The sequence below is a fragment of the Actinomadura alba genome (genome assembly GCF_014323705.1).
Lineage (GTDB): Bacteria > Actinomycetota > Actinomycetes > Streptosporangiales > Streptosporangiaceae > Actinomadura_C > Actinomadura_C alba.
Window position 1 is genome coordinate 223,479 of the sequence record NZ_JABVEC010000003.1, and the last position, 22,991, is coordinate 246,469.

A 22,991-nucleotide genomic window follows, 5' to 3' on the forward strand; every position below is an offset into this window, starting at 1 on the left:
CATTCGTGGGATCAGTACAGAGCGAAGTGATCCCATTTCACGTTGAACTGACCTCTAGATGTTCTTCAAAACAGCTGGACAGTGTTTGCTGAACTATAGAACACTCGTACTCTGCACCCCCGGCCGGTGTCCATCCTGCGGCGCCACCGCACGCCCGGGCGGTCCACGACAGCGGCCCGTCCGCGCGCCGGTGACCACGATCGCGGGGGCGATCACCGGAGTGCTGTCGGCGCCGTCCGCCGTGGCCCGCCTGGTACTGGCGCTCGGCGAGCCCACCGGTCCTTCGAAGGCGTGAGCCGGCGTAGTGATCGTTTCAGGTCGCCCGCGTGATCAAAAGAGGGCGACTACCATCCGGGCCAGGAGAGCTGACCGGGCGGGCCGGCGGGGACGCGTTCCAGGATTCCGCCGGCGAAGACGTCGTAGAGGCCGAGCGGCTCCAGGTGGACGTAGCCGATGTGGCAGTCGCAGGTGGCGAGCGGACAGGGCCGGGGCCGCAGCGCCGCGCGGAACGAGTCGTCGTAGAGGTTGCCGAGGACGGCCGGGACGAAGTGGCAGCGCCGCACCGTCCCGGCACCGTCCACCGAGATCACGCTCTCCCCCGTCCGGCACGGCAGGCCCCGGCTGGCGTGCGGACGCCGGCTGTGGCCGAACAGCGGGTCGAGCTCCATCCAGCGGGCGGCCTCCGCATCCGTATAGGTGTGTCCCTCGGCGGCATTGACCCATAGGTAGGTCTCCGGCGGTAGGTCGGCGCGCAGCCGCCGGGCGTCCGGCAGCTGCTCGGGCAGCCCGACGACGCCGACGCTGTACCGCACCCCGCGTGCCGACAGCTCGCGGCACTTGCCGAGGAAACGCTCGTAGGCCACCTGGCCGGGGTGGTAGGTGGCCCACAGGGCCAGCCGGGAAAGGTCGGCCTCGGCGGTCCAGTCCAGCCGATGACTGAGGTTGGTCTGGATCGCGACGCGGCGCACGTGCGACAGCCGGCTGAGCTCCACCAGGGCCCGGCGGTACCAGGATCGTACGAGCCCTTCGCCCCACGGGGTGAACAGCACCGAGACATCGTGGGACCGCCCCGCCACCCATGCGGTGAAACGCTCCAGCGCGGCGCGGTCCGCCCGCAGCTGCTCGGGCGTGTCACGCCGCTTGGCGAACGGGCAGTACGGGCAGTCGTAGTCGCAGCTGGCGAGCGGCCCTCGGTAGAGGATCGTCAGGTGCTCCATCAGCGCGCCTCATAGGTGTCCATGAGCGTCCGTGCCCGCGACGAGAAGAGCGCCGGTCCGACCTCGTCGGAGTGGGCGAGACCCTCGGCGGTGAGACGGATGGTGTCGGCCCCGTGCTCCAGCCAGCCCAGGTCCGCGAAACGGTCCAGCTCCGCGGCGAAGTCGGCCGCGGCGTCCGTGCCGAAGCGCCCCAGATAGAGCGTCCGGTCGAGGCCGGAGACCTGGAGCAGCGACTGGACGAGGTGACGTCGGCGACGCTCGTCCTCATCCAGCGCGAACCCCACGCGGGCGACGCCGAACTCCCGCTCGCGCACGTAGTCGTCGATGATGCCGCGTACCTGCCCGGCCCCGACCGCGTACTCGAAGGAGTAGTGCAGACCGGCGGTGTAGGAGCGCGCTCCGCAGCCGAGGCCCACCATGCCGTCGGTCTGGCAGCAGTACTCGGTGCCCCCCGACCCGGCTCCGGGCCGCCGGAACATGCGCATCGACACCTGCTCGTAGCCGAGGCCGAGCAGATGGTCGCGGCCGACCCGGTAGAGCTCCAGCCGCTGGTCGTCCCAGTCGCGGGGGTGCCGGCCGAGTCCGGTGAGCGGCCGGACGTACAGCGGGTAGAGGTAGAGCTCCTCGGGCTCCCACGCCAGCGCCGCGTCCAGCGAGTACAGCCAGGACTCCGCGGTCTGGCCGTCGATCCCGTAGATGAGGTCGATGTTGAGCGTCTCGAAGCCGACCGCGCGGATGCGGTCGAGCGCCGCCTCGACCTCGGCGCGCTTCTGCGGTCGTACGGCGGCGCGCGCCTCGCTGTCGACGAAGCTCTGCACCCCGATCGAGATCCGCGTGGTGCCCCGCTCGGCGAGCACGGTCAGCCGGTCGGTGGTGGCCGTGGCCGGCGAGGTCTCGACGCCCACCGGGATCGCGTTCAGATCCGCGAAGCGCCCGGCGATGTCGCAGAGCCGGTCGAGCTCGGCCGCGGTGAGGTAGGTCGGCGTGCCGCCGCCGAACGCGGCGGTGGCGAAATGCGCCTCGCCGAGTGCGTTCCGAACAGCGGACGTCTGCCGTTCCAGTGCGTCCAGGTAGGCGGTGGTCAGCTCCTCGGGTGCGCCGGTGCGGGTGAACAGGTTGCAGAAGCCGCAGCGCATCTCACAGAACGGCACGTGCAGATAGAGGAACAGCGCGTCGCGCGGCTCGGCCGCCCACACGTCGGCCAGCCGCGGCCGCGGGTCGAGTGGACGGTAGGCGGTCTTGTGCGGGTAGGCGTAGACATAGTCCTGGTACGGGCCGGTCCGCTCTGGGGTCGAAAGCAGGGTGCGAGTGGTCACGACAGCAGGAACTCTCCATAGGGCACGGTCCACACGACCTCGTGACCGATCCGGTGGCCGGTGTGGCCGTCCTCGCCGTACGCGGTCCCGTGGTCGGAGCAGATGATGACAAGGCAGGGGCGGCGCATCAGGTCGAACAACCGACCGATGTGCCGGTCGACGTACTCCAGCGCGGCGGCATGGGTGGCGCGGGAATCCCCGTCGGTCCGGGATGCGCCGTCGAGGTAGAACCAGTTGGGCTGGTGCAGAGCGGCCACATTGACCAGCATGAACAGCCGCCGGCCGGCGGGCTGCCGCGCGACCACCTCCCCGGCGCGAGCGATCTGGTGCTCCAGCGAGGCGGGTTCGGTGACGCCGAACGCCGGCTCCCAGTGGCTCTCGGCGAACATCCCCGGGAGGGCGGAGCCGAGCGGGGTGAGCTTGTTGAAAAAGCCCACGCCGCCGACACAGACGGTGTGGTAGCCCGCGCGGGCCAAGCCCGTGGGCAGGTCGGCCGCGTCGTACACCCAGGTCGCGTCCGCGGTGGTCTCGCTGCCGTTGAAGCGGGCGGCGAAGAGCCGCTGATGCGGCCCGGGGGCGGCCGGGGTCGGCAGGAACCCGGCCAGGAAGGCGGCGTGCGCGGCGTAGGTGAAGCTGGCCGGCGTGTGCCGCCGCTCCCACCGCCCGCCTGGCAGGACCTTGGCCAGATTGGGGGTACGGCCCGCGGCCGCGAGTTCGACGGCGACGTCGTGGCGCAGCGTGTCGAGGGTCACCAGCAGCAGATCGTGACTGCCGATGACCGCGTTCATATCGCGCACGCGGGGACCTTCCAGGTCAGAGCGGCCGCGACCTGGGCGGCGTAGGCGTCCAGGCCCTCCGCACCGCTTCCCGGCAGCCCGGTCAGCCCGGGGAGCAGGTCGCCGAACGCGTTCACCTCGGCCACGGCGAGCCGCCGCCAGCCGATGCCGATCAGTAGGTCCACGCCGACCATGAGGCTGCCGGGAAAGCAGGCCGCGGCCCCGGCACAGACCTCCAGCGCCCGCCGCCAGCCGGGCTCGCCGAGCGCCTCCCGTACCGCGTCCAGATCACCGCGGGCGCCGCCGAGGTGCAGGTTCGTCATCGGATGGCGGCTGGTCCGCACCACGGCGTGCGTCGGGGTTCCCGCGACCACGACCACCCGCAGGTCGAGCGCACGGCCGCCGAGGGAGACCTTTGGCAGCCACCTCTCGACGTGCAGCCCGTCCGGCGCCAGCGCGTCGATCAGCGCCGCGACCTCGTACTCGGTCTCGTACGAGCGGACGCGCAGCGAGTTGCGCAGGCCGCCGTGCTCGCCGGGCACGGCAGAGGTCACCGCCTTGATCCGGCCCGGTGCGCTCTGCAGGGCGACGACCCCGGAGGCGGACGATCCGTGCGCGGGCTTGACGAACACCCGGCCCCACCCGGCCTCCATCATGCGGGCGCGCAGCTCGGCGTAGCCGCGTACGGGCGGCAGCGCCGACGGCACCGGCACTCCCGCCGCCTCGAGAAGCGCATGGCAACGGCGCTTGTCGAACATCACCGCGATCTCGTCCGGGTCGCTCAACGGCACCGCGCGGTCGGCCGCTCTCGCGACCCGGCGCAACGCGGCGGTGAAGTTCGCGTACCAGGTGGCGCCGCCGCCGACCCGGGCCGGATCGCCGCGGCCGCGCAGCAGCGCGTCCGCCTCGGCGTCCTCCCCCGGCGAGTCGACGCGCAGCAGCGTGCCCGGCTCGACCGTGAGCTCCGCACCGCTCAGCACGTCCCGCCAGGGGATGAGACGCGGCTCAGGCAGACCGTACGACCGGCATGCCGCGGCGAACAGCGCCACCCGCCGGTCGCCGGTCGAACCCACCACGGTGAAGGTCATTCCGAGACCTCCACATAGGGGCCGTCCCGATAGTCGTCCGCCGGGTCGAGGGCGACGTCGACGCCCGCCAGCGCGGCGCGGACCCGCTCGACCATCTCGTCACCGAGCCAGTGATGGTGCAGGTCGAGCCGCTTCAGGTGGGTGAGCGGCTGGCCCGACAGCAGCGCCTCCGCCCCCTCATCGGTCAGCAGGCCCATGGCCAGGCTGAGGGACTCCAGCCCCGCGACGACCGGTGCCCAGGCGATCGCCGCGGCGATCTCGTCCTGGATCTCGCCGTCCTCCAGCCCCAGATGACGCAGCGAGGGCAGCCGTTCGCCGCTCAGAATGGGTCCGAGGTCGGCCACGGCGGCGTCCCCGCCGTAGGCCTCGATACCCAGCCATAGATCCAGATGCTCGAGATCCGGCAGGTCGCTGGCCGCGACCGCCCGCACCACCTCGGCGGGCAGGCCACCGGACTCGAAACGCAGCACCTTCAGGGCCGTGCTCTGGATCGGACGAAGCCGCAGCCCGCCGCTGCCGCGTACCTCAACGCGCTCCAGCTTCGGGAACGCCTCGAACAGCGGCGAGATGTCCGAATGCGAGATCCACGAGAGCTCCTGTTCCTCCGACTCGATGTCCCCGAGGAACAGCGCGCGCAGCTCCGGGAAACGATCTGCCGCCTTGACCAGCAGATCCACCGGATCCGGCCGGCTCTCATCGTGCAGCGCCCCCCAGAACCCGATGACCAGGGCGGTGAGCCGACAGGTGTCGACCTGGAACAGGAAGCGCTCGAAGACCTCCCCGAAAGGGGTCTCATGATCGGTGGCTACCCGCCAGGCCACGGGTGGCTCATGCGGCAGGCCATCCTCCGTGATCTTGTGTGCGTGACTCCTCAATCGGTGGGCGAACAGCTCGATCTCGTCCGCGATCTCGTCGGCCTCGCCTCTGAACCGCCGCGCGACGAGGTCGAGCTCCTGTGCGTAGGACGGCCCACAGATCTCGTCCTCTTCGATGTTCTGGTCGAAGACCGTGACGGGGAGTCCGGCGAACTCCCGCAGGTGGCGCACCATCGCTGTCACCATCTCCTGTTCCGCTCTCGCGCCGAACCGCCGGCTCGGAGCCGGAGCCGCCTTTGTCGCCGTTCATTCCGAGACGGCCACGTAGCGCCATTCGTCGCGTGGCCGCTGGTGCTCGCTGAGATCGACGTCGACGCCCGCCAGCGCGGCGCGCACCCGCTCGGCCATCTCGTCGCCGAGGAAGTGGTGGTGCAGGTCGAGCCGCTTCAGATGGGTGAGCGGCTGGCCCGACAGCAGCGCCTCCGCCCCCTCATCGGTCAGCACGCCCATGGAGAGGCTGAGCGACTCCAGGCCCGCGACGACGGGCGCACCCGCGACCGCGGCGGCGACCTCGTCCTGGATCTGGCTGTTCTGCAGGCCGAGGTGGCGCAGGGCGGGCAGCCGCTCGCCGGTGAGGAGCGGCGCGAGGTCGGCCACGGTGGCGTCGCCGGAGTAGTCGTCCACACCCAGCCACAGTTCGAGGTGCTCCAGGGCGGGCAGGTCGCTCGCCCCGACCGCCCGTACGACACCGGCCGGCAGGCCGCCGGCCTCGAAGCGCAAGGTCGTGAGGGTCTCGTTGCGCACGGGGGCGAGCGCGAGCCCGGTGCCGCCTCGTACCTCCAGTCGCTCCAGGCGCGGGAAGGCCGTCAGCAGCGGCGTGATGTCGGACTGCTCGATCCAGGAGATCTCCGACTGCTCGGCGACGATGTCGCCGAGGAAGAGCGAGCGCAGGTTCGGCAGCCGCTCGGCGGCCTTGACCAGCAGCTCCGCCGGATCCCCGCTGCCCGAGTCGTACTCGGCCCCCCAGTAACCGATGACCAGGGCCACCACCTCAGCGGTGTCGACCTGCCGCAGAAAGTCCTCGAACACCGCGCTGAAGGGCGTGCCGTCGAACTCGGTGGCGATCCGCCAGGCCGCCCCCTCGGGGGGAAGATCCGTCTCGTCGGTGAAGTCGACGACCGGCAGCCCGGCGAATTCGGAGAGGTGCTGATAAATGCTCACGCGCTCGATGTCCCTCCTGAATGGGTGGATCTGTCCTATCAGGGACGAGGGACATAACACGCGTGGACCCGCCATCCGCCCGGCCGGTGCGGGCCCGGCCGGGCGTACGGGCTGAGCGCCGTGGTCAGGCGGCGGGGATCACCGAGCCCGTGTACTTCTGCTCGATGAACTTCTTGACCTCGGCGGACTGCAGCAGCTCGACCAGCTTCTTCACCCGCGCGTCGCCGGCGTTCTGCGGCAGCGTGACGATGCCGTTGGCGTACGGGTTGCCCTCGGCCTTCTCCAGCGCCAGCGAGTCCTTGGCCGGCGAGAGCTTGGTCTCGAGGGCATAGTTACCGTTGATCACCGCGAGGTCGACGTCGGCGACCGAGCGGGGCAGCTGCGCAGGCTTCAGCGGCTTGAACTTCAGCCCCTTCGGGTTGGTCGCGATGTCCCGCTCGGTGGCGCTCTGCGGCGCGCCCGGCTTGAGGGTGAGCAGCCCGTTGTCGGCGAGGAGCTTGAGCGACCGGCCCAGGTTGGCGGGGTCGTTCGGCACCGCCACCGTTCCGCCGTTCCGTACCGACCGCAGGTCCGTGACCTTCTTGGAGTAGACGCCGAGCGGCTCGATGTGCACCGGGGCGACGAACGTCAGCTTGACGCCCTTGGACTGCTCGAACTCCTCCATGAACGGCACGTGCTGGAAGTAGTTGGCCTGGACCTGGCCCTCCTGCAGCGCCGTGTTCGGCTGCACGTAGTCGGAGAACTCGACGATCTCGAGCTTCAGCCCGGCCTTCTCCGCCAGCTCGTCCCCGACGTACTTGAGGATCTCGCCGTGCGGCACCGGGTTCACGGCGACCTTCAGCGGGGCGGCCGGTTCGCCGGCCTTGGCGGTCTCGCCCGAGTCGGAGGAACCGCAGGCGGTCAGCCCGGCGATCAGTCCGACGGAGGCCAGCGCAATGGTGATCTTACGTAGCACGAAGAGTGCCTTCCTGTGTCTCGTGCGGGGGTCGCCCGCACATGTTTCCTTGATGGATGGGCCGAGATGGATCGGTGGGGGTGGCCGGAGCACCCGCAGGTGGGGTCACCTGCGGGACAGCCGCCGGGCCATGAGGTCGCCCAGCATCTGGACGACCTGGACGAGCACGATGAGCAGCACGACCGTGGCGACCATGACCTCGGTCTCGAACCGCTCGTAACCGAAGCGAACGGCCACGTCGCCGAGCCCTCCGCCGCCGACGGTGCCGGCCATGGCCGAATAGCCGATGAGCGCGATCACGGTGACCGTGAGACCGGCCACGAGGCCGGGCCGGGCCTCGCGCAGCAGGACCTTCACGACGATCTCGCGGACCGAGGCGCCCATGGCCTTGGCCGCCGCGACCACGTCGCGGTCGACCTCGCGTAGCGCGGCCTCGACGAGGCGCGCGTAGAAGGGGATCGCGCCGACGGTGAGCGGCACGATGGCGGCCGTGCTGTCGATGGTGGTGCCGACGACCAGCCGGGTGAACGGCATCAGCGCGATCAGCAGGATGATGAACGGAAGGGACCGGCCGACGTTGACGATCGCGCCGAGCACCCGGTTGACCAGCGGCGCCGTGAGCAGGCCGCCCCGGTCGGTGAGCACCAGCAGTACGCCGAGCAGCAGCCCGAACACAGCCGTCAGCAGCGTGGACACCCCGACCATGTAGAGGGTGTCGACCGTCGCGTCTCTGAGCAGCGGTGCCATCTCGGTCCAGCTCACTTCGCCTCCTCGTCACTCGTGCCCACGGCCGCGACGTCCGGAGGGGCACCGCCGACCCGGAGGACCTCGGCCGGGACGGCCGAGGCGACCTCGACCGTCAGACCGGCCTCCCGCAGGAACGCCAGGTGTTGTGCGTTGCCCTCGGGCGGCCCGGGCAGTTCGATCCGCAGGCGGCCGACCGGCGCACCGCCGACCGTCTCGACCGCGCCGGCGAGGATGTTGACGTCGACGTCGTGCTCCCGGGCCAGAGTGGAGATGACCGGCCGGCCCGTCGCCGCCCCGACGAAGGTCACGTCGGCGACCGTGGCACCGGGCCGGTGAGGTACGGGCGGCAGCGGGAACAGGCCACGGGCGAGCTCGGAGCCGGGCCGCGCCAGCAACTCCCGCAGGGGGCCCGACTCGGTGAACCGCCCGTCGCGCATCAGCGCCGCCGCGTCACAGATCCGCTTCACCACGTTCATCTCGTGCGTGATGAGCAGGATGGTGAGCCCGAGGTCGCGGTTCAGGCGCCGCAGCAGCTCCAGGATCGAGTCGGTGGTCTCCGGGTCGAGCGCCGAGGTCGCCTCGTCGGACAGCAGCACCTTGGGCTCGCCCGCGAGTGCCCTGGCGATGCCGACGCGCTGCTTCTGCCCACCGGAGATCTGCGCGGGATAGGCCTTGGCGTGGTCGGCCAGCCCGACCAGTTCCAGCAGCTCGGCGACGCGCTCGGCCCGCCTGGCGCGGGGCACTCCCATGACCTCCAGCGGAAAGGCCACATTGCCTGCGACCGTACGGGAGCCGAGCAGGCCGAAGTGCTGATGGATCATGCCGATGCCCTGCCGGGCCCGGCGCAGCTCGCCGCCCGAGAGGGCCGGCAGTTCCCGCCCCGCGACCACCACGCGGCCCTCGTCCGGGCGTTCGAGGAGGTTGACGCAGCGCAGCAGGGTGCTCTTGCCCGCGCCGCTGCGGCCGAGGACGCCGAAGACCTCGCCCGCGCGGACGTGGAGGTCGACCCCGTCGACGGCGGTCACCTCGCGTCCTCGGGAACGGTAGGTCTTCCTAAGTTTTTCGATCTGAATCACAGGGAATTTCCCGGGCAGGCGCCATCCGGCTACGACCGGCGACGGCGGACGGAAGAGAACAGAAGAGAGAACGGTGCAGGCGGTGCCGAGCGCGCTCAGCGGCTCCCGGGCGGGAACGGCGGGTGGCTCAGAAGGTGAAGAACGAAGGACATGTGCTCAGGAGGTCGGAGTCCGCTCACTTCGGGGCGTGAGCCGTCACTGACAGGGGCCCTCAGCAGGCACACATTCGACGACACCGCATGGCCCGCATGGTGAGCGGGTGGCCCAGGGGGCGCTTACGTACGGTGGTCATGGCATTAGTAAAGCAGAGGGAGGCTGCTGTCCCAAATCTCCGCCGGGTTACCCGCGTCACGTCCGGCCCGTGGGCCCAGCCGCACCTCTCGGCCGTACCCTCCCGGCCGCGCCATCGCGGCGCGGCCGGAAGGACGCCGGACCGCTACTTCGCCGTGGTGGCGAGCGGCGGCGTGCCGGCGGGAAGCCTGCGGTGGTGGGTGGCCTGCTCGTACGCGTGGCCCATCCCGAGGAGGGTCGGCTCGCTGTAGGGCACGCCCAGCAGCTCCACCCCGACCGGCAGACCACCCGCGGTGAAGCCCGCCGGAACGCTCAGCGCCGGGAACCCGCTGTAGCCGGCCAGCCGGCAGTTCACGTAGGACTGCGTGGTGCCGACGACGGTCGCCGGCTGCGTGATCGACGGGTAGAGGAGCGCGTCCAGATCGTGGGCGCGCATCAGCGCCCTCAGCCCGTCCTGGAGTACGCCGCGCTGGCGCAGCTTCTCGTTGTAGGCGTCGTTCGGCAGAGCCGGGCTGTTGACCCAGGCCTTCAGCGTCGACAGCACGCTCGGGGTCACCTGGCCCGAGGTGGCGATGTCGGCGAGCGTGATCTCGTCGTACGGCGGCTCCAGGCCGGCCAGCTCGCTCGGGCGGCCGTTCGCGTCCTCGAGATAGGCGTTCAGGTCGCGCTCGAACTCGTCGCGTACCCGGTTGGCCGCCGCCGCTGCGGCGGCGATCTCGGGCTGGGGACCGATCTCGACCGTCTTCGCCCCCTGGCGGACCATGTCGTCCGCGGCGGCGCGGATGAGGTCGCTCGTGGGCTGCTCCTGCGGGGTGGTGCCGAAGTAGTCGGTGAAGATCCCGATGCGCTTGCCGCGCAGGGCGTTCTTTTGCAGTGACGGGAGGTAACTGCGCGGGATCTTGCCGAGCGACTCCTTGGTCACCGGGTCCTTCGGGTCGTACCCCACGGTCGCGTCGAGGATCAGCGCGACGTCGCGCACCGACGTGGCCAGCGGCCCGGCCGTGTCCTGCGTGCCGGCGAGCGGCGCGACGCCGTCGCGGCTGGACAGGCCCATCGTCGGCCGCATGCCCACGAGATTGTTGTGCGCGGCCGGGATGCGGATCGAACCGCACGTGTCGCTGCCCATGCCCGCCGGCGCGAAACCCGCCCCGACGGCGGCGCCCGTGCCTCCGCTGGAACCGCCCGGATGCCGGGTCTGGTCGTACGGGTTGCGGGTCTGGCCGCCGAGCGAGCTGATCGTGTAGATGTTCATCGCGTACTCGTGCATGTTCGTCTTGGCGAGGACGATCGCTCCGGCCGCACGCAGTCGCCGTACCTGTTCCGCGTCGTCCTTCGGCTGCAGATCCCGCAGGGCCACCGACCCGCTCGTCGTCGGCATGTCCTTGGTGTCGAAGTTGTCCTTCAGCACGATGGGAACGCCGTGCAGGGGCCCGCGGGTCCGGCCCGCCCTGCGCTCGCCGTCGAGCCGTGCCGCCTCGGCCTCCGCCCGCCGGTTCACCGCGATCACGGCGCTCAGGCCCGGCTGGTCGCCGTAGGCGTCGTCATAGGCCTCGATCCGACGCAGGTACTCCCGTACGAGTTGGACCGACGTGACCTTGCGGTTCTTCAGCAGCACGCGGATGTCGTCCACACCGAGTCCGGCCACCTGCGGCGGCGCGGAGGGCCGGGGCGGCGACGCGTGGACGGCGGGAGGTGTGATGAGGGTGCTGGACAGTCCCGCCGCTGTGACGAGAGCGATCACCCAGCGGAGCCTGCGCGCCGACGGATCGTTTGCCATGAAGATCCTTTCGAGGGGCCTGCCCTCGACCGTAAGGATCTTCTATTGCTGTTTCGTTGCGGTTCGGTATCGCCTGGATCGCCCTTGATCGTCAAGGTCCGCGCAGAAACTCCGGCGTGAGGTCGGCCGGCCGGGTGATTCCCGACAGCGCCATCGTCAGGTCGAGCTCCGCCATGAGACAGCGCAGCACGTGCCGTACGCCCGCCTCGCCCGCGAGACCGAGACCGTACGCGTAGGGCCGGCCGACCAGCACCGCACGCGCGCCGAGCGCGAGCGCCTTCACCACGTCGGCGCCGGAGCGGATGCCGCTGTCGAACAGCACGGTGGTCCGTTCCCCGACGGCGGCGACCACCTCCGGCAGCATGTCCAGCGCGCCGACGGCCCCGTCGACCTGCCGGCCGCCGTGGTTGGACACGATCACGCCGTCTATCCCGGCGTCGACCGCCCGGCGTGCGTCGTCGGTGTGCTGGATGCCCTTGAGCACGATCGGGCCGTCCCAGTGCTCGCGCAGGAAGCCGAGATCGTCCCAGGTGACCGCCGGGTTGCCGAAGATCGCGGCCCAGTGCAGGAGCGCGGTGGATCGATCGGCTCCGACCGAGCCGCCGATCCCTTTCAGGAACGCCGGATCCGAGAAGTAGTTGGCCACCCCGATGCCGCGCAGGAACGGCAGATAGGCCTGATCGAGATCATGCGGGCGCCAGCCGAGCATCGGGGTGTCGAGCGTGACCACCAGCGCCGTGTAACCCGCCGCCTTCGCCCGCCCCAGGAAACTCGCCGCGATCTCGGGGTCCTTCGGCCAGTACAGCTGGAACCAGCGCGGACCCTCGCCACCGGCCTCCGCGACCTCCTCGATCGTGTACGACGCGGCCGAGCTGAGCACCATCGGCACGTTCAGCGCGGAAGCCGCGCGCGCCACCGCCAGTTCACCGTCGGGATGCACGATCGAGAGCACGCCCACGGGCCCGAGCAGCACCGGTGCCGGCAGCGACGCCCCGAGCACCTCCACGGACAGATCGCGTACGGTCACGTCACGCAGCATCCGCGGCACGATCCGCCACCGGTCGAAGGCCTCCCGGTTGGCTCGCGCGGTCGCCCCGGTGCCCGCGGAGCCGGCCACGTAGCCGTGCGCGCCCGGCGACAACCGCTTCCTGGCCAGCCGCTCCAGCCGGGTGAGGTCGGTGGGCAGCCCGGGGAGCACGTCCCCCAGCCCGTTGAGGTAGATCTCGTTCTGGAAATCGGCGAACGAACTCATCTGGGCGCCTCCTCCATCGTGACGTGCACGCCCATTGTGATCGTTGTGACGCATGAGAGCCACGCCGGGGGCGCGGTCCGTACGCATCTGTCTCCCGGACACGGAACAATGGCCGTATGGCACGACGCGGTACGCAGACCCCTCCGCCCCCGCCCGACTTCGAAGAGAACATCGTCGACGTCGACGTCTCCGAGGAGATGCGGGGCAGCTTCCTCGAGTACGCCTACTCGGTGATCTACCAGCGGGCGCTCCCCGACGCGCGCGACGGGCTCAAGCCCGTGCAGCGCCGAATCCTCTACTCGATGAACGACATGGGCCTGCGCCCTGACCGGGGGCACGTCAAATGCGCCCGTGTCGTCGGCGAGGTGATGGGCAAGCTGCACCCGCACGGCGACACCGCGATCTACGACGCCATGGTGCGCCTGGCCCAGCCCTGGTCGATGCGGATGCCGCTGGTCGACGGGCACGGCAACTTCGGATCGCTCGGCGGCGACGACTCCCCCGCCGCGATGCGGTACACCGAGGCCCGGCTGTCCCGCGAGGCCATGCTCATGGTGACCTCGATCGACGAGGACACCGTCGACTTCCGGCCCAACTACGACGGGCAGGAGAACGAGCCCGAGGTGCTGCCCTCGGCGTTCCCGAACCTGCTGGTCAACGGCGCGTCCGGCATCGCGGTCGGGATGGCCACCAACATGGCCCCGCACAACCTCGGCGAGGTGATCGCCGCAGCCCGCCACCTGATCTCCCACCCGGACGCCTCGCTCGACGACCTGATGCGGTTCGTACCCGGCCCGGACCTGCCCACCGGCGGGCGGATCGTCGGACTCGAGGGCATCCGGGACGCCTACGAGAGCGGCCGCGGCACCTTCCGCACCCGCGCCACCGTACGCATCGAGAACATCACCCCCCGCCGCAAGGGCATCGTGGTGACCGAGCTGCCGTACGGCGTCGGCCCCGAGCGCGTGGTCGCCAAGATCAAGGACATGGTCAACGCCAAGAAGCTGACCGGGATCTCCGACCTCAAGGACCTCACCGACCGGTCCACCGGCCTCCAGCTGGTCATCGAGGTCAAGAACGGCTACCACCCCGAGGCGGTGCTCGAAGAGCTCTACCGGCTGACGCCGATGGAGGAGACCTTCGGCATCAACAACGTGGCGCTGGTCGACGGCCAGCCCCGCACCCTCGGCCTGCGCGACCTGCTGCAGGTCTACGTCGACCACCGCATCGACGTCGTACGCCGCCGCAGCCAGTTCCGGCGCCGCAAGCGCGAGGAGCGGCTGCACCTCGTCGACGGCCTGATCATCGCGCTGCTCAACATCGACGAGGTCATCCAGGTCATCCGCGACAGCGATGACTCGGCACAGGCCAAGCAGCGGCTGATGCAGATCTTCGAACTGTCGGAGATCCAGGCGCAGTACATCCTCGACACGCCGCTGCGGCGGCTCACCCGCTACGACCGGCTGGAGCTGGACAAGGAGAAGGAGACGCTCAGCCGCGAGATCGCCGAGCTGACCGCGATCCTCGAGTCCGAGACCAAGCTGCGCAAGGTCGTGTCGGACGAGCTCGGAAAGGTCGCCAAGGAGTTCGCGAACGCGCGCCGCACCGTGCTGCTGGAGTCCTCCGGTCAGGCCACGACGGCGGCCGTACCGCTGGAGGTCGGCGACGACCCCTGCCTGATCCTGCTGTCCTCGACCGGCCTGCTCGCCCGTACGGGCGGCACCGACCCGCTTCCGGCGGACGGCCCGAGAGCGCCGCACGACACGCTCGTGTCGGTGGTCCGGGCCACCGTGCGAGGTGAGGTGGGCGCGGTGACCACCGCCGGACGCATGCTCCGGATCGACGTGCTCGACCTGCCCGCGCTGCCGCCGTCGGCCACTCCCCCGTCACTGGCGGGCGGTGCGCCGCTCAGCGAGTTCATCACGCTCGAATCGGACGAGACCGTGATCGGCCTCGGCACGTTCGACACCGAGGGCCCGGGGCTGGTGCTCGGCACCGAGCAGGGCGTGGTCAAGCGGGTCGTGCCCGACTATCCGGCCAACCGGGACGAGTTCGAGGTGATCGGGCTCAAGGACGGCGACAAGGTGGTCGGCGCCGTGCAGCTCGAATCCGAGGAAGTCGACCTGGTCTTCCTCACGAGCGACGCGCAGATGCTGCGCTTCGGCGCCGACTCCGTCCGCCCGCAGGGCCGCCCGGCCGGCGGGATGGCGGGCATCCGGCTGGCCGCCGATGCCCGCGTGATGTGGTTCGGCGCCGTCGACCCGACCCGCGAGTCCGTGGTCGTCACGGTCGCGGGCTCGTCGGCGGCCCTGCCCGGCACCCAGCCCGGCGCCGTCAAGATCAGCGACTACGCGGAGTTCCCGGCCAAGGGCCGCGCCACCGGCGGCGTACGGTCACACCGCTTCCTGAAGGGCGAGGACACGCTGCTGCTGGCCTGGGCCGGCCCGACACCGGTCCGCGCGGCCTCGGCCACCGGCGCGCCCGTGAAGCTGCCGACCGAACTCGGCCGGCGAGACGGCTCCGGCGAGCGAGCGGGCTACCGCGTCACCGCCGTCAGCGGCCCTATCGGCCCGACCGCGCCGTGATCAGCAGTTGCAGTCGATCAAGGATCCGAGCACCCAGGCGTGCTCGGATCCTTGATCGACTCGGTCCGAGCTTTCGCCCTCATCAACTCGGGTCGGCGCGGAAAGCCGCCGCGGCGTCCATCGACTCGATGCCGTAAACGACCGAGCCGACCGGGGTGCCGCCCCCTGCGGCCGCGTGCACCCGCGCCGCGGCGTCGGCGCCGAACCCGCCGTACAGCTCAATCAGCCCGACCGTCTCTTGCGCGGCGACCCGTTCCGCGGCGTCGATGTCGGGCACCGCGACCGTGGTGAACCGGGCGCCGCCGCCGCGCTCCCGGACGATCCGGTCCCGTTCCGGGTCGGCGCCGGGCACCAGCACCAGGAACAGCTCCGACTGGACCTCCCCGGCCAGGAACGACAGGTGGAAGCGGGAGATCTCGGCCAGCGACTCGGCGCCGTAGCCGATCGCTCCGACCGGGATCCGGTCGCCGACCTCGGCGATCACCTTCGCCGCCCGGACCGGCCCGAACCCGCCGCACAGCTCGACGAGGCCGACGCCTTCGCCGACCAGCCCGGCGACCACCGGCGCCGCCTCGTCCTCGTCCGGCACCGCGACGAGCGTCACCCGGTGCCCACCGCCCTCGAACTCGATCCGGTCCTTCTCCGGGTCGGCGCCCGGCCGCGGGTAGATGACGACTGACTGCGACATGGTTTCGCTCCTTGGACTTCGTTCTCTCGGTACGTCGGCGACGCTACGGAAGTCCGCTGATGACCGGCTGACGGTCCGCTTACGATCACGGCATGCGATTCGGAGTGCTGGGGCCTCTGGCCGTCTGGACCGACACGGGGAAGGATGTCGCCGTGCCGGGCGCCAAGGTGCGCGCCCTGCTGGCCGACCTGCTGGTCCATCACGGGCACGCGGTGTCGGCGGAGACCCTGATCGAGGACCTCTGGGAGGGCGTGCCGCCCGCGCACGCGGCCGGAGCGCTCCAGTCCAAGGTGGCGCAGCTGAGGCGTGCCCTGGAGCTGGCCGAACCGGGCGCCCGCGCGCTGGTCGAGACCGCGCCGCACGGGTACCGCCTGCGGGCCGAGCCGTCCCGGGTCGACGCGGCGAACTTCGGCGAACTGGTCGCGGGCGCGCGCTACGAGGAGGCCCTCGCCCTGTGGCGCGGCCCCGCCTTCGCCGAGTACGCCGAGGCGCCGTTCGCCCGAGCCGCGGCACAGCGGCTGGAGGAGCAGCGCGTCACCGCGTTCGAAGGACTCGCGGAACAGCGCGTCGAACGCGGCGAGCATCGGGCGTTGGCCGACGAGCTACCGGCGATGCTCGCCGCCCATCCGCTCCGTGAACGGCTGCATGCCGTACGGATCCGCGCCCTCTACCTGGACGGGCGGCAGGCCGAGGCGCTGGAGGCCTACCGCCAGATCAGGAACAGGCTCGCCGAGGAGCTGGGGGTGGACCCGGGCCCGGAGCTGACCGCGGTCCACCAGGCCGTCCTCCGGCAGGACCCGGCGCTGGCCGGGCCGCCGGAGAGGCTCGCGTCCAACCTTCCCGTCCCGCTCACCGCGCTCGTCGGTCGGGATGAGGCGGTCGCCGAGGTCCGGGCGCTCCTGCGCGAGCACCGGCTGGTCACGCTGACCGGTCCGGCCGGGGTGGGCAAGACCCGGCTGGCGCTGGAGGTCGCGGCCACCGCCGAGGAGGGCGCGTGGCTGGTCGAGCTGGGCGGCGTCGATGCCGCCGGGGCGCTCGAGGACGCCGCCGTCCTGGCCGAACGGATCGCCGCGGCGCTCGGTGTGCGTGGCGAGCTGGCCCAGGCCCTGCGCACCCGCCGGCTGCTGCTGGTCCTGGACACCGTCGAGCACCTCGCCGTACCGGCCTGCGCCTGTGCAGGGTGAACTCAGCCCCGCAGGCGGGACGCGAGCCGGTGCGCTGGTCTGGCGGGCCGCCCTGGAGGCGTGGGAGCGTATGCCCGTCGATCCGGTGGAGCCCTCTGGCGACCTGTCCCCCGACGAGCGCTGGCTCCTGGAGTACGCCCGATCCGACGGCGGTGACCTCCCCGCCGCCATCGGGCTGGTGAAGGGCACGCTGCAGGACTTCCGGCGGCTCGGCGACCGCTGGGGGGCAGCGGCGGCGCTCACCGTGCTCGGATGGGAGTCGCTGCGGCTCGGACAACTGGAGGCCGCGCGCCGCGAGGGCGAGGAAGGGCTGGCGATCTTCCGCGAGGTGGGCGACCGCTGGGGCGAGTCCCGCGTCCTCCAGCTCTTGGGCGTGCTCGCGGAGGTGGACGGGGACTACGACCGCACGGGACGGCTGCACCGGGCGGGCCTGGCCTCGGCCGAGGAACTGGAGCTGTGGCCGGTCGTGGTGGAGGAGATCTCGCAACTGGGCAGGATCGCCACGCTGGCCAGAGATCATGGTCGAGCCGACGCCCATTACGAGCGTGCGTTGCGGGTGGCGCGCGAACGGTCGTTCCACCACGGAGCCGTCCACGCGCGCGTGGGCCTAGGGGCCTCGGCGCGCAGGCAGGGCAGGCTCGACGCCGCCGAGGAGCATCTGCGTGCCGCCGAGGAGGCCCACCGGGCGGACGGCTACCGTTCCGGCCTGGCGTACGTGCTGGCGGAGTTGGGCTTCGTCGCGGAACTGCGCGGCGACGCCGCCCAGGCCCGTGCCCGCCATGAGGAGAGCCTGGCGCTGGCCCGCGACACGGGCGACCGGCGCGCGGTGGCGCTGGCCACTGAAGGGCTGGCCGGTGCGGCCTCCCTGAAGGGGAACGCCGGCGAGGCCGCGCGCCTGCTGGACGAGGCTTCCGCGATCAGGCCGCTTCCGCCGGCCGAGCGCGCCGACGTCGAAAGGATCGCCGCACGCATCGCCGGACGCGGCGTCCGATGAGCCTCAACGGTAGGGGCTGCTCACGGTGGAGCCCGGCGTTCAGCTCTCAGCGGCTTTGATCGGGAGCGTGCCGGTGTCGAGCGTGATGCCGAAGGGCTCGGGGAGATCGAGCTTGTCACCGACGTCCACCGAATGGACCAGGCGATAGCCCTTCTCGCTGGGTTCGGTGCAGAGCGTCAGCGTCGCGTCGTAGGGATCGATGATGAGGTACATCGGGATCCCGTTCTTCGCGCAGCTCACGCACTTGTCCTCGTAATCGGTGCGCCTGCTCGACGGGGACACGATCTCGACAACGAGCAGGGCTCGTGCCGCCGGGACGAGCCACGCCTCGGCGATGGACTCCTCCCTGGGGTAGACGAGCACGTCAGGCACGATCCGCTCGTCTGTGGCGAGCATGTCGAGCGTGGTCTGCGGCAGCCGGCTCCATCCTTTTGCGGCGCACACATTCTGAAGCTGGTCGCCCAGCCAAAAGACGATCTCACCATGGCGAATCTGCGGTACCGGACTCACGATGATCCGCCCGCCGATGAGTTCCACCCGGTGGCCCGGTACCTCCATGGACTCGTGGATCTCACGCAGGGTCGGTCTGTGCGACGCCGGATCTGCCATGGGACGGGCCATCCTTCGAGCCGTTGCGAGGGCGATGAGCCCTCATCCCTGTTTTCCTGTCATGTGATCGTGATGACTTCAGCACAGACTGTAGTCAAGGAGTGCGACAGAGCATTATGCGATCGGTCGCGCAACCTCGAATTGCGGGCCCTCGATGGTGTTCCACGCACTCGTGCAGTGACTCAACCCTGGAAACGCGCCCAAGTGTCTGCCCGTGACCGCGAGAACGCCAGGGTGTTGGCCCGCTTCGTCCCCGTGTGCGCTGAGAAACAAGTACCGAGCAGCCTTCGGTGTCGGCATACGCACCACCGAAAGCCGACCTGGTGGTGCATACGCCGACACTGAACAGGCTTCGGCCCTCGTCGCCGGTCCGCCAAACGGCCAGGCAGAGCACAGCCAACCCTCCGGCCGTGATCATGCACTTGTTCGCCGCCACGCAGCACGTGCAGTGCCTCGGCACGCATTCGATCAAGGATCCGGGCACCCAGGCGTGCCCGAATCCTTGATCGACTCGGACGAGCCATCAGGGCGGCCCCAAGCTGATCTACTTCGTTACTCAGAGATCGTGGTCGCCGGCGCGGACCGCCTCGACGAATCGCCGGAAGCCTGCCACCTCGAACGCGAGCACCGGTCCCCGGGGTTCTTGAAGTCCCGCGACTCTCCCGGCCGGCTCAGGACCCGCTGTCACCACACCATGGGTCGGGCCGGGGCGCGGGGGGATAATCGCGGCATGGCCATCTCGTCGTTCATGGTCCCGCTGGGGACCCGCGCTCCGTCCTTCTCGCTCCCGTCGATACAGGGCGACACGGTGTCGATCGACGACTTCGTCGGCGCTCCGGCGCTGCTCGTCGTCTTCCTGTCGAACCACTGCCCCTATGTGCGCAGGATCGAGAGCGCCCTGGGCGAGGCCGTCGCGGAGTACCAGGCGAAGGAGGGCCTCGCGGCCGTCGGCATCTGCAGCAACGACGTCGAGAACTACCCCGACGACGACGCCGAGCACCTGGCCGAGCAGGCGAAGCGGGCCGGCTTCACGTTCCCGTACCTCATCGACGAGACGCAGGAGGTCGCCAAGGCGTACAAGGCGGCCTGCACGCCCGACTTCTTCCTGTACGACGCCGACCGGGGGCTCGCCTACCGGGGCGAGTTCGACGGCGCCCGGCCGCGCAACGACCTGCCCTCCGACGGCGCGACCCTGCGGGCGGCGCTCTACCAGGTGCTCGGCGGGCGCCCGGTACCCGAACCGCACATCGCGAGCCTCGGCTGCGGCATCAAGTGGAAGCCCGGCAACGACCCGGTCTGACCGGCGTTCCTCACCTCACGGCGGCGCACTTTCGATCGCCTTTATCCCGCGGCCCTTTGGATGATCTATGACATCCGAAGGAGGAGCGAATGACGGCGAAGGAGATCGGGCGTCGGCAGGCGTTGCGAGCGTCGCTGGCCGGTGCCGCCGCACTCGGGGCCACACAGACCGGGGTCGCGAAGGCCGCCGACGGTCCGGCAGGCGGGCGGGCGCCGCGCGGCGCGTACGCCCGCAACGTGGAGGCCATCGGCTACAGCGACCTCGATCACCGGCCGGCGTTCAAGATGGCGATCCGGCAGGTCAGGGGCCGCTGGTACCTCTACACCGGCCATTTCTGGCACAGCGGGTGGAGCGTCGTCGACGTCACCGACCCACGCCGCCCCGAGGTGGCCGCCTTCGTTCCCGGGCCGGCCGACACCTGGACGCTGCAGGTGGACCTGTCCGGTGACACGATGGTCACCGCGCTGGAGAGCATCTTCCCCAACTTCGGGGGCGATCCCGCCGAGGACTTCGAGGACGGCGTCTACATCTGGGACATCGCGGATCCCGTACGCCCTCGGCGGCTGAGCCACTACCGCACCGGCGGAACGGGCACGCATCGCAACCTCTATCCCGGCGGGCGCCACGTCCACCTGGCGGCGGGGGTTCCGGGCCATCAGGGCAACATCTACGTGATCCTGGACATCTCCGATCGGGCCCGGCCACGGGAGGCCGGCCGGTGGTGGGTGCCCGGCCAGCGCGAGGGCGAGCCTCGCGAAGGCCTGGCGAATCGGTCCGCGCGGCCGCACACGCACGGTTTCTGCTGTGGCGACGCCGGTGACGTGTCGTTGCACGGGCCGCCCTATCCGGCCGGGAACCACGTCTACCTGCCCTACGGCGGGGCGGGCATGATCGTGCTGGACATCTCCGACGTCTCCCGGCCCAGGCGGGTGGGCGGGCTCAACTTCAGCCCGCCGTTCCACTCCAGGTTCGGCGTGCACGGCGTGCTGCCCGTGCCCGGCCGCTCCATCGCGTTCGCCAACTCCGAGGACGTGTCGTACGGGGCCGGCCCCGCGCCGCACGCCTCGATCATCGACATCTCAGATCCGGCCGAGCCGTGGCTGCTCTCCACGCTCCCGGCTCCGGTGCCGCCGGACGAGGCGCCCTACGACGACTTCGTCACGCGGGGCGGCTGGAGCGGGCCGCACAACATCAACCACCACCAGCACCACCCCGACGTGCAACGGCAGGGGAACCTGTTCTACATCGCCCACTTCAACGCCGGGCTACGCGTGTACGACGTCTCGAACGTCCGTACACCACGTGAGGTGGGCTACTTCATCCCGCCGGAGCCCACCCGCAGGTACGGGCCGATGCCGGAGGACAAGCTGGTGCTGCAGACCGAGGACGTGGTCGTCGACCGGCGCGGGTACATCTACATCTCCGACAAGAACCAGGGCCTCTGGATCCTGCGCTACACGGGCCCGGAACGCTGAGCCCAGGTCGTCAGCCCGTGACGACGGCGACGATGCGCGTGCCTTCGGTAAAGGCGCCGCGCTCGGCGAGCGCGAAGATCCCGTACATCATCTTGGCCACGTACACCCGGTCGAGCGTGACGTCGTGCCGAGCGGCGAAGTCGGCGATGAACGCGTCCAGATCCGGCGTGCGACGGGCGAAGCCGCCGAAGTGGAAGCCGTACTCGATGCTCCAGTTACCGGAGCCCCGGCCGTTGGCCTCGCGCTGGAGCCGGTCGACCTCCCCGTCCAGAAACCGGCCGCCCTTGAGCGCGGCGAAGCCCAGCGCCCGCCGCCCTGGCGGGATCCCGGCGGCCAGGCCCGCGAGCGTGCCGCCGGTGCCGCAGGCACAGCAGATCACGTCGAACGGCTCGTCGATCTCGGCGGGCAGTTCGGCACAGCCGCGCACCGCGAGGGCATTGCTGCCGCCCTCCGGGAGCAGGTAGAACTCCCCCCACCGCTCGCGCAACCCGTCGATCAGCTCCGGGTCGGTCTTGCGGCGATAGGCCGTACGGTCCAGGTAGGTGAGCCGCATGCCCTGCGCCACCGCGTACGCCAGCGAGTCGTTGAGCGGCAGATGCTCCTCGCCGCGGATCACCCCGATGGTGGCGAACCCGAACCGGCGGCCGGCCGCCGCCGTCGCGCGGATGTGGTTGGAGTAGGCGCCGCCGAAGGTCAGCAGCGTGCGGTGCCCCTGCTCGGCGGCGGCCTGGAGGTTGTACTTCAGCTTGCGCCATTTGTTGCCGGGCAGGTCCGGGTGGATGAGATCATCGCGCTTCAGGTACAACCGCAGGCCGTGCCGGGCCATTCGATCGTCTTCCATCTCCACGACCGGTGACGGCAACCGCGATCGCACCGGGGTGACGGACAGCCGATCCGGGTTCACGCGCATCCGAACGTCGATCACACGGCGGCCAACGGGTTGCGTCTTTTCACGGCAGGGAACCGGCTGAAGTCACGATCCATGGTCCACAACTCTCGTACGCCGTGTGCAAGGCAGATCGCCGCGATCCGGGCATCGTGCACCATCGGGCCCGCCACCTTGCCCTCGATCAGCAGGGCTCGGAGCACGGACCAGTATCCGGCAGGCTCGCCGAGAGGGACGAGCGAGGGCGAACCCAGCCACGCCTCTATCTGCGCGATGGCCTCGTCAGCCGTACTGGCCGGAACATAGATACGCGGATGCGTGACGATCGAGAAGAACTCGTGCACACATGGCCAGGGGACCGCCCACGACGCCTGGCCCTCCGCGAGTCGTCGCACACAGGCCATCGCCGCAGAGTGGAACTCGCTGTCCCGGCGATGCGCGTGGACCAGGATGTTCGTGTCCACGGCTATCACCGCCGCTCCCCGTACGCCAGGGCGCGGATCTCCTCCCACGACGCGTCGCGCACCTCGGGGCGTCGGCCGTTCCCGTCGACGCTGGCGTCCGGAAGCGCATAGCGGCTCGCTTTGGTACGCCGGGCCAGAACGTCACGCAGCCCCTCCTCGATCAGGGCCTTCAGCGTGGTGCCCTCCGCCTGGGCGGCCTGCTTGGCCTCGTGGAGCAACGCATCGGAGATGTCCACGGTCGTCTTCATACGGCTGACCATACCCATGGACCCATA

Annotated in this window: 21 protein-coding genes; 5 read left to right on the forward strand and 16 right to left on the reverse strand. The window is 70.6% G+C overall.

Annotated features, from left to right (window positions below; genetic code table 11):
- Positions 1-344 precede the first annotated feature (344 nt).
- The 11 genes from HKK74_RS06600 to HKK74_RS06645 all read right to left on the reverse strand — a co-directional run bounded on the left by HKK74_RS06600 (position 345) and on the right by HKK74_RS06645 (position 12,531).
- Entirely contained in the window at positions 345-1,217 is an 873-nt protein-coding gene (locus HKK74_RS06600) for an STM4011 family radical SAM protein (RefSeq protein ID WP_187242170.1), read from the reverse strand.
- Positions 1,217-2,533: an STM4012 family radical SAM protein gene (locus HKK74_RS06605; RefSeq protein WP_312881301.1), complete on the reverse strand. Its 1,317-nt coding sequence runs from the start codon at positions 2,531-2,533 to the stop codon at positions 1,217-1,219. The genes HKK74_RS06600 and HKK74_RS06605 overlap by 1 nt, the downstream gene beginning before the upstream one ends.
- Entirely contained in the window at positions 2,530-3,321 is a 792-nt protein-coding gene (locus HKK74_RS06610; protein WP_187242308.1) for an STM4013/SEN3800 family hydrolase, read from the reverse strand. The genes HKK74_RS06605 and HKK74_RS06610 overlap by 4 nt, the downstream gene beginning before the upstream one ends.
- A complete protein-coding gene (locus tag HKK74_RS06615) occupies positions 3,318-4,397 on the reverse strand; it encodes an STM4014 family protein (RefSeq protein WP_187242171.1) in 1,080 nt (359 codons plus the stop codon). The genes HKK74_RS06610 and HKK74_RS06615 overlap by 4 nt, the downstream gene beginning before the upstream one ends.
- Positions 4,394-5,458 carry an STM4015 family protein gene (locus tag HKK74_RS06620; protein ID WP_246491267.1) on the reverse strand — a complete coding sequence of 355 codons (1,065 nt, stop codon included), beginning with the start codon at positions 5,456-5,458 and terminating at the stop codon, positions 4,394-4,396. Before HKK74_RS06620 ends, HKK74_RS06615 begins: the two co-directional genes overlap by 4 nt.
- A gap of 60 nt (positions 5,459-5,518) precedes the next feature.
- A complete protein-coding gene (locus HKK74_RS06625; protein WP_187242172.1) occupies positions 5,519-6,433 on the reverse strand; it encodes an STM4015 family protein in 915 nt (304 codons plus the stop codon).
- A gap of 124 nt (positions 6,434-6,557) precedes the next feature.
- Positions 6,558-7,388, reverse strand: a complete 831-nt coding sequence (locus tag HKK74_RS38970; protein WP_312881302.1) for a MetQ/NlpA family ABC transporter substrate-binding protein — start codon at positions 7,386-7,388, stop codon at positions 6,558-6,560.
- Between the two features lie 105 nt (positions 7,389-7,493).
- Positions 7,494-8,150 carry a methionine ABC transporter permease gene (locus HKK74_RS38975; protein ID WP_312881303.1) on the reverse strand — a complete coding sequence of 219 codons (657 nt, stop codon included), beginning with the start codon at positions 8,148-8,150 and terminating at the stop codon, positions 7,494-7,496.
- The gene (locus HKK74_RS06635; RefSeq protein ID WP_187242173.1) at positions 8,147-9,211 is read right to left on the reverse strand and encodes a methionine ABC transporter ATP-binding protein; all 1,065 of its coding nucleotides are present in this window, start codon (positions 9,209-9,211) and stop codon (positions 8,147-8,149) included. Before HKK74_RS06635 ends, HKK74_RS38975 begins: the two co-directional genes overlap by 4 nt.
- Before the next feature lie 436 nt (positions 9,212-9,647).
- Positions 9,648-11,279, reverse strand: a complete 1,632-nt coding sequence (locus tag HKK74_RS06640) for an amidase family protein (RefSeq protein WP_187242174.1) — start codon at positions 11,277-11,279, stop codon at positions 9,648-9,650.
- Positions 11,280-11,370: 91 nt separating this feature from the next.
- A complete protein-coding gene (locus HKK74_RS06645; protein WP_187242175.1) occupies positions 11,371-12,531 on the reverse strand; it encodes a lactate 2-monooxygenase in 1,161 nt (386 codons plus the stop codon).
- Between the two features lie 116 nt (positions 12,532-12,647).
- Between HKK74_RS06645 and HKK74_RS06650 the strand changes: the two genes are divergently transcribed.
- A complete protein-coding gene (locus HKK74_RS06650) occupies positions 12,648-15,116 on the forward strand; it encodes a DNA gyrase/topoisomerase IV subunit A (protein ID WP_187242176.1) in 2,469 nt (822 codons plus the stop codon).
- Between the two features lie 82 nt (positions 15,117-15,198).
- Here the strand turns inward: HKK74_RS06650 and HKK74_RS06655 are convergent, their stop codons facing one another.
- A complete protein-coding gene (locus tag HKK74_RS06655) occupies positions 15,199-15,804 on the reverse strand; it encodes a DUF6506 family protein (RefSeq protein WP_187242177.1) in 606 nt (201 codons plus the stop codon).
- Between the two features lie 92 nt (positions 15,805-15,896).
- On the opposite strand from HKK74_RS06655, the gene HKK74_RS39650 reads away from it, so the two are divergent.
- Both HKK74_RS39650 and HKK74_RS39655 read left to right on the forward strand, forming a co-directional pair.
- Positions 15,897-16,988, forward strand: coding sequence for an AfsR/SARP family transcriptional regulator (locus HKK74_RS39650; RefSeq protein WP_246491268.1), 1,092 nt, complete (start codon positions 15,897-15,899; stop codon positions 16,986-16,988).
- The gene (locus HKK74_RS39655) at positions 16,978-17,982 is read left to right on the forward strand and encodes a tetratricopeptide repeat protein (protein WP_246491269.1); all 1,005 of its coding nucleotides are present in this window, start codon (positions 16,978-16,980) and stop codon (positions 17,980-17,982) included. The genes HKK74_RS39650 and HKK74_RS39655 overlap by 11 nt, the downstream gene beginning before the upstream one ends.
- A 39-nt stretch (positions 17,983-18,021) precedes the next feature.
- Here the strand turns inward: HKK74_RS39655 and HKK74_RS06665 are convergent, their stop codons facing one another.
- Positions 18,022-18,591 (reverse strand): Uma2 family endonuclease, encoded by a 570-nt coding sequence (locus HKK74_RS06665; RefSeq protein ID WP_187242178.1) that lies wholly within the window; start codon positions 18,589-18,591, stop codon positions 18,022-18,024.
- A 730-nt stretch (positions 18,592-19,321) separates the two neighbouring features.
- Here HKK74_RS06665 and HKK74_RS06670 point away from each other — a divergent pair.
- Positions 19,322-19,891, forward strand: a complete 570-nt coding sequence (locus HKK74_RS06670; RefSeq protein WP_187242179.1) for a thioredoxin family protein — start codon at positions 19,322-19,324, stop codon at positions 19,889-19,891.
- Between the two features lie 89 nt (positions 19,892-19,980).
- Positions 19,981-21,366 carry an LVIVD repeat-containing protein gene (locus HKK74_RS06675; protein WP_187242180.1) on the forward strand — a complete coding sequence of 462 codons (1,386 nt, stop codon included), beginning with the start codon at positions 19,981-19,983 and terminating at the stop codon, positions 21,364-21,366.
- Positions 21,367-21,376: 10 nt separating this feature from the next.
- Here the strand turns inward: HKK74_RS06675 and HKK74_RS06680 are convergent, their stop codons facing one another.
- The 3 genes from HKK74_RS06680 to HKK74_RS06690 form a co-directional block, all read right to left on the reverse strand.
- Entirely contained in the window at positions 21,377-22,207 is an 831-nt protein-coding gene (locus tag HKK74_RS06680) for a 1-aminocyclopropane-1-carboxylate deaminase/D-cysteine desulfhydrase (RefSeq protein WP_246491270.1), read from the reverse strand.
- Positions 22,208-22,287: 80 nt separating this feature from the next.
- The gene (locus HKK74_RS06685) at positions 22,288-22,716 is read right to left on the reverse strand and encodes a type II toxin-antitoxin system VapC family toxin (protein ID WP_222721946.1); all 429 of its coding nucleotides are present in this window, start codon (positions 22,714-22,716) and stop codon (positions 22,288-22,290) included.
- A 5-nt stretch (positions 22,717-22,721) separates the two neighbouring features.
- The gene (locus HKK74_RS06690; protein ID WP_222721947.1) at positions 22,722-22,964 is read right to left on the reverse strand and encodes a type II toxin-antitoxin system VapB family antitoxin; all 243 of its coding nucleotides are present in this window, start codon (positions 22,962-22,964) and stop codon (positions 22,722-22,724) included.
- Positions 22,965-22,991: the final 27 nt, after the last annotated feature.

Bases quoted from the DNA above. Each gene is read 5' to 3' on its own strand.
- HKK74_RS06675 (WP_187242180.1), top strand. From the start codon at position 19,981: ATGACGGCGAAGGAGATCGGGCGTCGGCAGGCGTTGCGAGCGTCGCTG.
- HKK74_RS06690 (WP_222721947.1), bottom strand. From the start codon at position 22,964: ATGAAGACGACCGTGGACATCTCCGATGCGTTGCTCCACGAGGCCAAG.
- HKK74_RS06680 (WP_246491270.1), bottom strand. From the start codon at position 22,207: ATGGAAGACGATCGAATGGCCCGGCACGGCCTGCGGTTGTACCTGAAG.
- HKK74_RS06620 (WP_246491267.1), bottom strand. From the start codon at position 5,458: ATGGTGACAGCGATGGTGCGCCACCTGCGGGAGTTCGCCGGACTCCCC.
- HKK74_RS06615 (WP_187242171.1), bottom strand. From the start codon at position 4,397: ATGACCTTCACCGTGGTGGGTTCGACCGGCGACCGGCGGGTGGCGCTG.
- HKK74_RS06665 (WP_187242178.1), bottom strand. From the start codon at position 18,591: ATGGCAGATCCGGCGTCGCACAGACCGACCCTGCGTGAGATCCACGAG.
- HKK74_RS39650 (WP_246491268.1), top strand. From the start codon at position 15,897: ATGCGATTCGGAGTGCTGGGGCCTCTGGCCGTCTGGACCGACACGGGG.
- HKK74_RS06600 (WP_187242170.1), bottom strand. From the start codon at position 1,217: ATGGAGCACCTGACGATCCTCTACCGAGGGCCGCTCGCCAGCTGCGAC.
- HKK74_RS06610 (WP_187242308.1), bottom strand. From the start codon at position 3,321: ATGAACGCGGTCATCGGCAGTCACGATCTGCTGCTGGTGACCCTCGAC.
- HKK74_RS06655 (WP_187242177.1), bottom strand. From the start codon at position 15,804: ATGTCGCAGTCAGTCGTCATCTACCCGCGGCCGGGCGCCGACCCGGAG.
- HKK74_RS06650 (WP_187242176.1), top strand. From the start codon at position 12,648: ATGGCACGACGCGGTACGCAGACCCCTCCGCCCCCGCCCGACTTCGAA.
- HKK74_RS06640 (WP_187242174.1), bottom strand. From the start codon at position 11,279: ATGGCAAACGATCCGTCGGCGCGCAGGCTCCGCTGGGTGATCGCTCTC.
- HKK74_RS06670 (WP_187242179.1), top strand. From the start codon at position 19,322: ATGGCCATCTCGTCGTTCATGGTCCCGCTGGGGACCCGCGCTCCGTCC.
- HKK74_RS06645 (WP_187242175.1), bottom strand. From the start codon at position 12,531: ATGAGTTCGTTCGCCGATTTCCAGAACGAGATCTACCTCAACGGGCTG.